Annotated in this window: 8 protein-coding genes; 7 read left to right on the top strand and 1 reads right to left on the bottom strand. The window is 62.2% G+C overall.

The genetic code is table 11. The features are described from left to right. Position 1 precedes the first annotated feature (1 nt). On the bottom strand, positions 2-982 hold the full coding sequence (locus OIU93_RS01245; protein WP_264268234.1) for a MoxR family ATPase: 981 nt from the start codon (positions 980-982) through the stop codon (positions 2-4). 183 nt (positions 983-1,165) lie between these two features. Between OIU93_RS01245 and OIU93_RS01240 the strand changes: the two genes are divergently transcribed. The 7 genes from OIU93_RS01240 to OIU93_RS01210 all read left to right on the top strand — a co-directional run bounded on the left by OIU93_RS01240 (position 1,166) and on the right by OIU93_RS01210 (position 12,709). Continuing rightward, positions 1,166-2,125 (top strand): TatD family hydrolase, encoded by a 960-nt coding sequence (locus OIU93_RS01240; protein ID WP_264268233.1) that lies wholly within the window; start codon positions 1,166-1,168, stop codon positions 2,123-2,125. Positions 2,126-2,445: 320 nt separating this feature from the next. Beyond that, positions 2,446-3,561 carry a transglycosylase family protein gene (locus OIU93_RS01235; protein ID WP_372342844.1) on the top strand — a complete coding sequence of 372 codons (1,116 nt, stop codon included), beginning with the start codon at positions 2,446-2,448 and terminating at the stop codon, positions 3,559-3,561. A 181-nt stretch (positions 3,562-3,742) separates the two neighbouring features. Then, positions 3,743-4,624, top strand: coding sequence for a 16S rRNA (adenine(1518)-N(6)/adenine(1519)-N(6))-dimethyltransferase RsmA (rsmA, locus tag OIU93_RS01230; protein WP_264268232.1), 882 nt, complete (start codon positions 3,743-3,745; stop codon positions 4,622-4,624). Further along, positions 4,621-5,562, top strand: a complete 942-nt coding sequence (locus tag OIU93_RS01225; RefSeq protein WP_264268231.1) for a 4-(cytidine 5'-diphospho)-2-C-methyl-D-erythritol kinase — start codon at positions 4,621-4,623, stop codon at positions 5,560-5,562. The genes rsmA and OIU93_RS01225 overlap by 4 nt, the downstream gene beginning before the upstream one ends. An 18-nt stretch (positions 5,563-5,580) precedes the next feature. Continuing rightward, positions 5,581-7,389 carry an ABC-F family ATP-binding cassette domain-containing protein gene (locus OIU93_RS01220; protein ID WP_264268230.1) on the top strand — a complete coding sequence of 603 codons (1,809 nt, stop codon included), beginning with the start codon at positions 5,581-5,583 and terminating at the stop codon, positions 7,387-7,389. Between the two features lie 602 nt (positions 7,390-7,991). Further along, positions 7,992-10,070, top strand: a complete 2,079-nt coding sequence (locus OIU93_RS01215; protein ID WP_264268229.1) for a LuxR C-terminal-related transcriptional regulator — start codon at positions 7,992-7,994, stop codon at positions 10,068-10,070. Beyond that, complete coding sequence (locus tag OIU93_RS01210) at positions 10,067-12,709, top strand: helix-turn-helix transcriptional regulator (protein WP_264268228.1); 2,643 nt, start codon at positions 10,067-10,069, stop codon at positions 12,707-12,709. The genes OIU93_RS01215 and OIU93_RS01210 overlap by 4 nt, the downstream gene beginning before the upstream one ends. The last annotated feature ends 89 nt before the right edge of the window (positions 12,710-12,798 follow it).

Genomic DNA, 12,798 nt, shown 5'->3' with positions numbered 1-12,798 from the left:
GCTAGCCGCGTGCCCCGGCGCGCACCGGTATCGCGTTGAGGATTGCCACGAGGACGGATTCGGGATTGGAACCGGCGGCCTCGGCCCGGCGGTGCAGGATCAGCCGGTGCCCGAGCACCTTGGCGGCGATATTGCGCACGTCCTCGGGCAGCACGTAGTCGCGGGCATTGAGCGCGGCCTCGGCCTTCGCCGCGCGCAGCAACTGCAACAGGGATCGCGGGGAAGCGCCCAGGCGGATGTCGGAATGCTCGCGTGTCGCCCGTCCCAGGGCCACGACGTATTCCTTCACGGGTTCGGAGACATAGACCGCGGCAACGGTGTTGATCAACATGTGCAGGGCGGGCAGGTCCAGCACCGGGGCCAGGTCATCGAGCGGCGAGGTCGATTGGTGGGTTTCGAGCATCGCCATCTCGGCGGCGGCGTCCGGGTACCCCATGGAGATCTTGGCCATGAACCTGTCGCGCTGGGCCTCGGGCAATGGAAAGGTGCCCTCGAGCTCGATGGGGTTCTGCGTGGCGATCACCATGAAGGGCGTCTCCAGCCGGCGGGTGATCCCGTCGACGGTGACTTGACCCTCCTCCATGCATTCAAGCAGCGCGGACTGGGTCTTGGCATTGGCCCGGTTGATCTCGTCGCCGATCACGATGTGCGCGAAGACAGGGCCGGGCCGAAACTGGAACTCGTGGGTGTCCTGGTTGAAGATGGACACCCCCGTCACGTCCGAGGGAAGCAAGTCCGGGGTGAACTGGATTCGGTGCACCGTGCAGTCAACCGACTTGGCCAAGGTCTTGGCCAGCATGGTCTTCCCGACCCCCGGCACGTCCTCCAGAAGCAGGTGCCCCTGGGCCAGCAACACGGTCAGCGCGGTGCGGGCCACCTCGGCCTTGCCATCGATCACCGTGGCAATCCCGGCCAGCACTTCTTCGCAGACCCGGCCGAACTCGTCGGCGGGCAGAACCTGGGACTCGGTGGAAAGCGACATGCAATGTCCTCCTGGAGCGCATCCGTTGGGTGGGCGGTCGAGGCCCTCCATCCCAACGATACTGCCAAAGTTGTGCCCCGCATCACACTAAATCAATCGTCTCTTTCTTCCGCGTAGGCTGGATGGGCGAGTGGTCATTGCCCCCGGGAAGCAGGGGCATCTAGTGAAGGGGACGTGGCAACCATGTCTACGGCGGAACAAGCGGCGCAAACCTCGAGGACGCAAGGGGTGCCGGAGGCCTACCTGCCTGCCCCGGTAGCGGGGGAGTCGGGCGCCCCGATCCGGAATGCCAAGGACGAACAGGGCAAGAAGCGCGACCTCTCCTACCCGCCCGCGCCGGCCCCGTTGCCCTTTGGCGTGCCAGACAACCATACGCATCTGGACTTCCGCGATGGCTCGGTCCACGTCACCGTCGCCCAGGCGCTGGATGCGGCAAATGCCGTGGGCGTACCCGGTGTCATCCAAGTCGGTTGCGACGTGGAATCCTCCGAATTCGCTGTCCGCGCGGCAACTGAGGATCCCCGGGTGCTGGCCGCCGTGGCGATCCACCCCAACGATGCCGCGCGCCTGGCCGCCACGGGTGAGCTGGATTACGCGATTGCCCGGATCGAGGAGTTGGCGGCCCATGGCCGCGTGCGTGCCGTGGGGGAAACCGGGCTGGATTATTTCCGCACCGGCGAGGCCGGCCGGCCGGCCCAGGAACACTCCTTCCGTGAGCACATCCGCATCGCCCGCGAGCACTCCAAGGCCCTGCAAATCCACGATCGTGATGCACATCACGATGTGGTGCGCGTCCTGGAAAGCGAGGAACTTCCCGAGCGCGTGGTATTCCACTGTTTTTCGGGCGATGCCGAACTGGCCAAGATCTGCAACGCCAACGGCTGGTACCTGTCCTTCTCCGGGACCGTGACATTCAAGAATTCGCACGATCTGCGCGATGCATTATTGGTAGCCAACCCTGAATTGGTGCTGGTGGAGACCGATGCTCCGTTCCTCACCCCGCATCCCTACAGGGGTCGCCCAAACGCTAGTTACCTGATCCCGCAAACGGTGCGTTTCATGGCCGAAGCCGTGGGGGCGGAGCTGGAGGAATATTGCGGGACACTGGCGGCAAACACGAACCGTGTCTACGGGGAGTTCTAGCCCGTTTTGGGCACAAGGCAAGCACGAAGTGCTTGCGACCTTATTACGATTCGGTTACGGTTGGTTTTTAGTAGCCGGGATCGGGGAAGGTTCCCGGGTGCATTTGATTCTGCCTGCGGAGGGGAACCTCGTACCGCAACGCGACATCGACAGATGAAAAGAATTGGATTGTGCTCGCACCAATCAATGGGCACACGGTGGGCTGCGCCCGGTTTTGCCGGGAGCAACCGTTCACCCGCCGTGTACGCATCGATCTGCCCCCGTGCCCGGGTTAGACCTAAGTTTGGAATCCTGTGCAGAATGCCCTCAAGAATCGTTGGGTGAAGATCGGCGCGCAAGCAGCCGTTTTGACCGCGTTGATACTCGGTCTGGTCATGTTCGTCGGAGGCAACAAGACCCTTGCCGTCGCCGTCGACGGCGAGAGCCAGAGCATCACCACTCGCGCCGCCACCGTGTCAGATGTCCTGGAGGACTCGTCGATCACCCTTGGTGAACTCGACGAAATCTCCCCGGCCCTGGATGCACCAGTCGCCGCGGGTACCCTCATCGACATCAAGCGCCACAAGGAAGTCAATGTGAGCATCGACGGCGTCGACCGCGTCGTGCACACCACTGGCCTGACCGTGGCAGATGTTGTGGACCAACTCAACGTTTCCGAAAAGGCACAGATCGAGCAGGCCCGCGCAATGGCCCTGGCCTCGCTGGCCAGCACCATCGAGATTTCCACTCCCAAGGACGTTTCGATCACAGCCGATGGCAAGAACAAGAAGCTGAACACCACCGCCGAGACCGTCGGCGATGCACTCAAGGCAGCCAAGATCTCCCTTGACAAGGATGACGAGATCAACGCCAAGGTCGCGGACGCCGTCGTGCAGGACATGGAACTGAAGGTCGTCCGCGTCAAGACCAAGACCGTCACCGAGACCGAGTCGATAGAACGCGGCACCGACACCGTCAAGGACTCCGACGCACTGGTTGGCACCAAGAAGACCCTCGAAGAGGGCAAGGACGGCGAACGCACGCTCACCTACACCGTTACGTTGCGCGACGGCAAGGAATCCAAGCGCGAGCTGACCAGCGACAAGGTCACCACCAAGGCCGTTGACGCCGAGGTTTCCGTAGGCACCAAGCCAAAGCCGAAGCCCAAGCCCGAGGTCAAGGCCAAGGCACCCACGACTTCCGGCAGCGTGTCGAGCACCTGGGCCGCTTTGGCCAAGTGCGAGTCCGGCGGCAACTGGTCGATCAACACCGGCAACGGCTACTACGGCGGCCTGCAGTTCTCCGCCAGCAGCTGGCTCGGCGCCGGCGGCGGCAAGTACGCGCCGCTGCCGCACCAGGCATCGCCTTCCGAGCAGGTTGCCACGGCCGAGGTGCTGCGCGGCAGCGGCGGCTGGGGCCACTGGCCCGCATGCTCCAGCAAGCTGGGCCTGCGCTAACAGACATACCGGGCCCAACGGCCCGATGCACCACCGCACAGGTGCACAAGATTTCACAATGAACAATGGGTTCCGCCTTGGATAGGGCGGGACCCATTGTTCATGGCAGCAACACCCCCGTGAGCCACCCGCAGCGGACGCCCCGGTCGGCGGCGCACGGGCCCTGAACTAGGATTGATACGTGACTTCCGTAGAATCGACCCCGCCACCACTGCTCGGTGCCACCGAGATCCGCCGCCTCGCCGGTGAGCTCGACGTGCGCCCCACCAAGACCCTGGGGCAGAACTTCGTCATCGACGGAAACACCATCCGGCGCATCGTGGCGACCGCCAAGCTCGATCCTGCCGAGACCGTGCTCGAGGTCGGGCCGGGCCTCGGCTCGCTGACCCTGGGCCTGCTCGATGCCGCCGCCCGCGTCGTTGCGGTGGAAATCGACCCGAAGCTTGCCGCCCGGCTGCCGCGGACCGCGGCCGAATTCCGCCCGGAGAAGGCAGCGAACCTCACCGTCATCCTCTCCGACGCGCTGAAGGTCACCGAGCTTGAGCACCCGCCCACGGCCCTGGTGGCGAACCTGCCCTACAACGTCGCTGTGCCGGTGGTGCTCCACTTGCTCGAGCATTTCCCCTCGCTGCAGCACGGCTTGGTCATGGTTCAGGACGAGGTCGCCGACCGCATGGCAGCCGGCCCGGGCAACAAGACCTACGGGGTGCCCTCGGTCAAGGGCGCCTGGTACGGCACCATGCGCAAGGCCGGCGTCATCGGCATGAACGTCTTCTGGCCCGCACCCAAGATCAACTCCGGGCTGGTCAGCTTCGAACGCGGCACCCCTCCTGAGACCACAGCCACCCGGCGCGAGGTCTTCGCCGTCATCGACGCCGCCTTTGCCCAGCGCCGCAAGACGCTGCGCGCGGCCCTGGCCGGCTGGGCGGGCTCCCCTGCCCTGGCCGAGGCCGCACTGCTGGCGGCGGGAGTCGATCCGCAGGCCCGCGGGGAAAAGCTCGGCATCGCCGAATTCGCCGCCATTGCCGAGGCGAAGGTCGCCAACGAACCGGCAGCCCCATGACCCAATCGGTCGTTGCCCGTGCCCCGGGAAAAATCAACTGCTACTTCAGGGTCGGCCCGCCCCGCGAGGACGGCTACCACTCGGTGGCCAGTCTGTACCTGGCCGTCTCCCTCTATGAGGACGTTGCCGCCACCGCCCGGCACGACGAGGAAATCCAGGTCTTCCTGCACCCGGACTCCACCGCGGTCTCCGACCCTGAGTCATTCCCGCTGGGTCCGGAAAACCTCGTGGTCAAGGCGGCAATGCTGCTGCGCGAACACACCGGACACTACGCCGGGGTCGATTTGTGCATCACCAAGCGCGTGCCCATCGCCGGGGGCATGGGCGGGGGATCAGCCGACGCCGCCGCCACGCTCGTGGCGTGCAACGCCCTGTGGGGCACCGGGCTGACCCGCGAGGAACTTTCCCGCTTGGGCGCCCGCCTGGGCGCTGACGTGCCTTTCGCCCTGCAGGGCGGCGCCGCCGTCGGCCTGGGTGTGGGCGACGAGCTGGCCCCGCTGTTGTTGCGCACGCGCACCGACTGGGTGCTGGTCCCTGCCTCTTACGGGCTGTCCACTCCGCGCGTGTACGGCATGCTCGACCGGTTGCGGGCCAACGAGGTCGTCGAAACCCCCACCGAGGTCGACCCGCGTATGGTCGGGGCACTGTTGGACGGGGACCTGGACGCGTTGGCGCCCCTGCTCGTGAACGACATGACCCGTGCGGCCCTGGCCCTGGCCCCGGAACTGGGCGTGGTGCGCGACGTCGGCGAGGCCGCCGGTGCACTGCACGCGCTGGTCTCCGGATCCGGTCCGACGCTGGCCCTGCTCGCCCGCGACCAGCCACACGGCGCGGAAATCATCGCCCAGCTTTCCGACGAAGCGGGCGTGGCAACCCTGCAGGTCCACGGCCCGGTCCCCGGCGCCGGCATCCTGCCCACCGTCATCGAATCCCCGTAACAAAAGGAGCACCACACCGTGGCCCACCTGCTCGGCGCCGAAAACGTTTCCATGTCCTTCGGCACCCGTACCGTCCTTGACTCGCTCTCCCTGGGCTTGGAGGACGGGGATCGCATTGGCATGGTCGGACGCAACGGCGACGGCAAATCCACGCTCATGCGCCTGCTGGCCGGCCGCATGACCCCGGACGAGGGCCGGGTGACCAAGCGCGGGGACGTCCGCGTGGCCTATCTGGACCAGTCCGACGTGCTCGACGGGGCGCTCTCGGTCGGGGAAGCCATCGTCGGGGAGGCAGCCGACCACGAATGGGCCTCCAACCCGCTGGTGCGCGAGGTCATGGGCGGTCTGGTCGGCGAGGTCGACTGGCACGCGGAGGTCAACTCGCTTTCCGGCGGGCAGAAGCGCCGCGTCGCCCTGGCCAAGCTGCTCATCGGCGAGCACGAAGTGATCATGCTCGACGAGCCCACCAACCACCTCGACGTCGAGGGCGTCGCCTGGCTGGCCAAGCACCTGAAGGACCGCTGGCGCGCCAACGCCAACGGGCTGCTGGTGGTCACCCACGACCGCTGGTTCCTGGACGAGATCTGCACGCGGACCTGGGAAGTGCACGATGGCACCGTGGACCCGTTTGACGGAGGCTACGCCGCCTACGTGCTGGCCCGCGCCGAGCGCGACCGCACCGCCGCGGTGGTGGAGAGCAAGCGCCAGCAACTGGTCAAGAAGGAACTGGCCTGGCTGCGCCGCGGCGCCCCGGCCCGCACCGCCAAGCCCAAGTTCCGCATCGAGGCGGCCAACACGCTGATCGCCGACGTCCCCGCAGCCCGCGACACCGTGGAACTGAACAAGATGGCCACCGCGCGCCTGGGCAAGGACGTGCTGGACCTCGAACACGTCTCCCTGGACTTCGGCACGGGCAAGCCGCTGTTCAACAACATCACCTTCCGCCTGGCCCCGGGCGAACGCGTGGGCATTGTGGGCGTCAACGGCGCCGGCAAGTCCACGCTGCTGCAACTGCTCAACGGCCAGATCGAGCCCACCTCCGGGCTCATCAAGCGCGGCAAGACCGTAAAGACCGCCATCCTGACCCAGGAGGTCAAGGAGCTCGACGAGGTCAAGGACATGCGCCTGATCGAGGTCATCAAGGCCGAGCGGATGTCCTTCGAGGTCGGCGGCAAGGAAGTCTCCGCAGGGCAACTGGCCGAGCAGCTGGGCTTCGGCACCGACAAGCAGTGGACCCCGGTCAAGGAGCTCTCCGGCGGTGAGCGCCGCCGGCTGCAGTTGCTGCGCCTGCTCATCGGCGAGCCGAACGTGCTGATGCTCGACGAACCCACCAACGACCTGGACACCGACACCCTGGCCGCCATTGAGGACATGCTCGACGGCTGGCCTGGCACCCTTGTGGTCGTCTCCCACGACCGCTACCTGCTCGAACGGGTGACCGACCACCAGGTCGCGCTGCTGGGCGACGGCAAGCTGCGCGGGCTGCCCGGCGGCGTCGACCAGTACCTGGAGCTGCGTTCCGGTGCGCAGGGCGGCGGCAATACCGGAGCGCCCACGGACAAGTCCGGACCCGCCGCGGTGGCCGAATCCACCGGCCCGAGCGAGGCCGAGAAGCGCGAGGCCCGCAAGGAGCTGAACCGCGTCGAGCGCCAGATGAACAAGCTCGAGTCCTTGATTGAGAAGCTCCACGGTCAGATGGCGGTGGCGTCCGAGGCCATGAAATTCGACGAGGTCTCAACGCTCAATGCCACCCTGCGTGGAGTGGAGATGGAAAAGGAAGAACTCGAAATGGCTTGGTTGGAAGCCGCTGAAACCTTGGGTGAGTAACTGTTCGACCCACGACTTCGCTACCGCCCACTCGTAGAAAACCTCACGTGACCTAACAAATCCGCCCTTCCCCGTTTGGCAAAAATGCCAAACGGGGAAGGGCGGAAGTCGTGGATTGGTTCGATTCACACTCCGAATCACATACGTCACCAAGGGAACTACGGCCACCGGCGGATCTGGCCGGGCTTAACCGGCTTGCCTAGGCGAGCCTGAAACCGAACTATTCGATGGCGGGGGCCTTCTTGACGGGGCCACATTCAGTGAGGGCGCCACCGGCGCTACCAGTCGCCAAATCTCCCAACGGTTGCGCAGAAGGTTCGCAATATTCAGGGCCACCGACACCAGATCCATCAGCGCCTGGATGTAAAGTCGCACGCCGAACGGAAGACGTTTCGCTGGTTCCGTTACCAAGCGGTTAATCCCCATTGACATGAGACACACGGGGGACCTTCGTGGAAAGTCTGCACTAAAGGGAACGAAAATGTTCGAAACAGGTGATTACTTGGCCAAGTCGCCGTAGGATGGCTTGCAAGTTGCATGAGACTGTCTTGGGGACGGGCACACGCATATTTTGCCGGTAGTTGGGGAACAGGTGAATAACGATGTTGGATCTTGCTTGGCGTCCTGATTTATTGGGCACCACCAACGGTACAGGGGAAAAAAACAGCGGGAAGTCCTGGGGAGGACGAACGCGTGAGCACTATTTGGATCTGATCAAGGACGCCATCACAGACAGCAGCTCAATGTCCGTGGTGTTGACTGGAAGCCATGCTGACGACCGTGTGGATTTGGTGGCCCAGGCGATCAGGGCAGTGGATGCCTCGTGCGAGCCGATTCATGTCAGCGGAACGGTATATGCACAAAAAATGGGCTTCGGTGCGTTGGCATTCCTACTGGCCGATGTCGCAGAAATCGAACAGCTCGGCCTGACGGGAATCATGCGGGCCATTGCCAAGCGAAATCCTCATCGGCCAGTGGTTGTCGTTCAGTATCCTCAGCTGTTGGACCGTCAATCCAAGGATGCGCTGGCTCAAATGGCATTCAGCCGGAGCGCGTTGGTCATATTGCTGATGGTGCACGGTGAAATCATGCCCCCTGAATTCCTACCTATCACCGGCAGAGCAGGCTGTACCGAAATATGCTTTGAGCCGCTGGGACTTGACGAAGTGCATCGGGTTCTCATCAAAGAGTTCAATGCCGTTCCAACACCTCTGACAACGGGCGCACTATGGCATCGCGCGCATGGAAACATGGGCTTGTTGGTGGCCCTTGCTCGTGAGGCGATAACCAATGGCAAGCTGTGCCTCCAGGGGGAGCACCTCGTTTTGCTCCCCGGGGCATGGCCGCGGGGCGGCCGCGTCGAAGCGTTGGCCTGGGCCCAAATGTCAATGTTAAGTCACTCCGAGAGGCGCTTTCTCCAGAGACTGGCGAGACATGGAACGATACGGCTCGTGGGGTTGAATCGGGATCGACTAAAAGACGTCGACCACCTCATCAGCTCTGGATTTGTTAGAAGAATCGGCCAGTCACTCGAGGAAGTCACGCACAGCTCCACGTTTCTCCAGGAATCCCTTGGGAGAGAAAGCCGCGCGGCCGCGGTCGGTCATTCAATCAACGACAAGGGCAACTTCTTTGCTTTCATTTCAGGGCAGGGAAGGCCATGGTGCGAACAGACCCACATAAAAACCCCACCGTCAAGGAACCTGTGTCGGCTCCTCGACGAGCTGCGGAACAGTCTCTTGGATGGTGAACTCGAAACCGCGGAGCAATCCATAGCCAACATCATCACTCGCTACCTCGATGAACTGCCTGCAGAACTGTTCGAAGCCGTTGTCATCGCCGAAACCATTTTGGATGTTACCGCAGGTCGCCTGAGTCTTGCACTTCCCGTACTGGAATCGTCACTGGCCCAACTTCAGGTATCAGGGCATGACTACGATCTTTGGATAGTCCGGGCCATGCTTGTCTACGCAAGCGAATCTGGCCGCGTTGCCGAACACGCCAGGATGCCTTTCGACAGAAGCTGGGAAACAGCACGCTGGTGGTTTACAGAGTTGCTGTCTTCGGTTGGAACCAGCTCCGCTATAGGGCGGAACATGGAGGAGAGCCAGCTCCAGGGGACTGGCAACGGAAAAATCCTTTGCAGGCTAGCTGCTTTGCGGAACGGGCTTCAGCCAAGCGTCCAACCTTGGCGGCCTTCTACGCAAACGACGACGACGATCGGGCTGGCATTCGCACTCATATATGCAGGCTGGCAAAACGGACACGAATCGTCAACGCTGGCCGGTCTCGAAAAGTTGGTGGACGCGGGTTTTGTGGTTTACGCCTTGCCGGAGTCAAACCATTTCCTTGATTCAATCTCGGCGGCAGGAAAGACGGCAGTTACAGGTTTCGTCAATCGCAAGCGCAGGGGAAACGGGGCACCTCCGACCTCAGGCAATGAACATTTCCCGGGTCAAGAATCCGAGGTGCTTCAAATGCTAACGAACCGCGAAAAAATGGTGGCTTCGGCTGCGGCGCAAGGTATGAACAACCAGCAAATTGCCGATGACGCCGGTGTCTCTATCCGCACGGTTGAGGGGCATCTCTATCAAATCTATTCGAAACTGTCCTTGGGTGGACGGCGTGAACTTAGCTCCTTGGTCGGGACCCTGGGTCTCAATAACCGTGTCGCGTCATGAGCGCGGGGGAGCGGGAAGTTCCCGGTCGTGCCAGGCTGGCGGCACGCCGGGAGCTGGCAAAAATAGTGACAGATCCTGCATCAACGGGAGTCGTGCTTTCGGGCCCGATTGGATGCGAAAAATCATCGCTGGTGGACAGGGTGCTGAGAGGAGAAAAGCTGGAGGCGGTTCGCTTGCTTTGTTCTGCCGTGCTCGGCGAAAGCAATTTCGGGACCTTGTCACCACTATTGGTCGATTTCACAGAACCCCTGAATGAAGCAGGAGTCCTGAAACACGTATGGAGCCTCTTGCGTTCACCGAAACCGGGCGGAAAGACAATCGTGGTGGTGGAAGAGGCCGAACACCTGGATGAAGCGAGTGCCTTTGTCCTGACACAGCTGGCATCGGCTGGTTGTATCAAGTTGATTTTGATGACAGTGGGGCAGGGACACAGCGAGCGTGTGGTGGCGGGGAGTGAGCTCGGAGCGCGACTGGCCAGGATCATACTGGGGAGATTCTCCGACCGTGACGTCGCAGACTACTGCCAGGAGGAACTCGGACGGTTGCCGACCACAGCCTCTGCGCGGGTTATCGCCGCAGTCTGCGGCGGCAACGGAATGCTCGTAGGAGCTTTCCTGCGTTCTGCCAAACAACAGGAGATCCTTGTTGAATCACGGGGCAGGTATGTCCTCGAGCAATCGCGGATCAATCTGGATGTGCACCTGGCCGATGCAGTCATCCGAATTCAACAACGTCTCGACACCGCTGCTGCGACGGCGCTGGAAATACTGGCCCTGGGCGGAGCAGAAGAGGTCACGTTGTTGGCGAAGTACACTGGTGCGGACGTCGGCAGGCTAGTCGACGCCGGACTGGTGAGGCAAGTTGCCGAGTCTCGGGTTGAAATTGCGGCGCCTATCCATGCCCAGATCCTTCGGGACCTCATCCCGCCCGGGCGCAACTTGCAACTGATGGAGCGGGTCATCCAGCGCTCAGTCGACCATGGAAGTCTGCCCGAGTCCGTGTTGTGGGCATGTGAAAACGGCAGACACCTTGAAACCCGGCTTGTCCTTGAAGCAACCACGCTGGCCAATAACCAGCTGGATTTCCCGACGGCTTGGCGCTTGTGTCAACACTCGAATGTACTTGGGGGCAGGCCAGCATTCGCCCGGGAAGAGGTGCGTGCCTTGATGGGTATGCGCAGGTACCAGGAGGTCATGGATACGGTAGGAAAGTTCTGTTGGCAATGTCCCGATGTGGCGCACCTACGCGAAATGAAGCTAATGCAAAGCGTCGCCTTGCGCCGCAACGCCGGCAGCCGAGAAGAGACACAGCACCTCCTACAGGAATGGAAAAGCTGCACAGCAAGACTGGAATCATTGGACGAGCCGGGGGAAGCGCGAGAAATTGCCCGGAATCAGCGGGCCATCGAGATTCTTGAAATGCGCATCGAGCTTGTTGACCGCACGGACCTAGGATCAATTCTGGACAGGGCCAGGCGGTGTGAAAAATTATGCGACGACAACGGCACCGAATTGCTCATTTGCCGCGAACTCATATGCGAAATCCTGATGGACATGGGCAGCTTTGTTGAAGCTGCCGATCTTGCCCTTGAATCTCTGCAATCGATGAGTGCATGTTCCCCCTCCGAAAACATTGAATTTCACCCCCTACTGGCAGCTGGCTTGCGATCGTTGTTTGCCGTCGGCGACTATGCAACGATCGGCGCTCTCAATGAATCGGGACGCTCCGGCTCACTGGAAGTGCAGCTGGATAGAAGCGGCATGCTTAATTTCTGGTCGGCATTTGCAACGATCCAGCAAGGGCGGTGGCCGCTTGCCAGAAATTTCCTGGACGAAGCCCGGGCGGAATTGGCCTGCTACGACCCCGACGGCCTGTACCCCTTGGCCGAGGCGCTGTACGGCTTCCAAGAATCGCAAACGGAGGGTGCCACGTTCGGCGGAGGCCAAGACCGTCGCGAAAACCTCATCGAACACGGAAATGGTCGCGTCGAAAACACCGACGTTTTGATGTTGGCCACCGGATACCGGCAACTATCGAGGTCGCCGAAGGAACCGGAAGCCATGGTCGCACTCATCGAACGTGCCCGTGCAGAGAAACGCAGCCAGACAGAACACCACCTGCTGATCTTGTTGTGGAAAATGTCGAATGGTCTCCGTGACCGACCGCGGGCGCTGGACCGCCTCGAGACGCTGAGCTCCGAAGGTGTGGGTCGACGATGCGGCACACTTGCGGCTGCCATGGGCATGGTGCGCTCAGGGCAATTGGTAGACATCGTCGGTGCAGCTGAGCTGATGTTTTCTTGCGGGGAGACCTGTCTTGGAGCCGAACTTCTTGCTTCGTGTCTGCGTGGCCACAGCGATGGCATCGACGAGAGGAAGCGTGGGGTCCTGCTGCGTCAATTGGCTTCGTGGGTCACGGAACTTGGTGGCCAGAGTTGGGGAGCGTTGAGCGAGGCCATGAATGAACGTGGGGTGACAAACCGTGAAAAGGAGATCATCGAGTTGGTCGGCCAGGGGAAAAGCAACAGGGAAATTGCACAAAGCCTGACAGTTTCGCAACGCACAGTCGAGGGACACCTCTACCGGATCTTCGCCAAGCTAGGGATCAGTGGACGCGCGGAACTAGGAAACCTTGGTTAGGCTGAGCAATCGAAGGCGTTGGTGGAAATTCGAGTGGACGATCGACAATTTCGCGTAGTTACCGGTCAACAATAAGGTATCCAATACGC

The sequence above is a fragment of the Paeniglutamicibacter sp. ZC-3 genome (assembly GCF_025847175.2).
GTDB classification, from domain to species: domain Bacteria; phylum Actinomycetota; class Actinomycetes; order Actinomycetales; family Micrococcaceae; genus Paeniglutamicibacter; species Paeniglutamicibacter sulfureus.
The sequence above is the reverse complement of the archived record's forward strand: the minus strand, read 5'-3'. Positions and strand labels throughout refer to the sequence as shown.

Coding starts and splice junctions, on each gene's coding strand:
- OIU93_RS01215 (WP_264268229.1), top strand. CDS start 7,992: ATGTTGGATCTTGCTTGGCGTCCTGATTTATTGGGCACCACCAACGGT.
- OIU93_RS01240 (WP_264268233.1), top strand. CDS start 1,166: ATGTCTACGGCGGAACAAGCGGCGCAAACCTCGAGGACGCAAGGGGTG.
- OIU93_RS01225 (WP_264268231.1), top strand. CDS start 4,621: ATGACCCAATCGGTCGTTGCCCGTGCCCCGGGAAAAATCAACTGCTAC.
- OIU93_RS01210 (WP_264268228.1), top strand. CDS start 10,067: ATGAGCGCGGGGGAGCGGGAAGTTCCCGGTCGTGCCAGGCTGGCGGCA.
- OIU93_RS01245 (WP_264268234.1), bottom strand. CDS start 982: ATGTCGCTTTCCACCGAGTCCCAGGTTCTGCCCGCCGACGAGTTCGGC.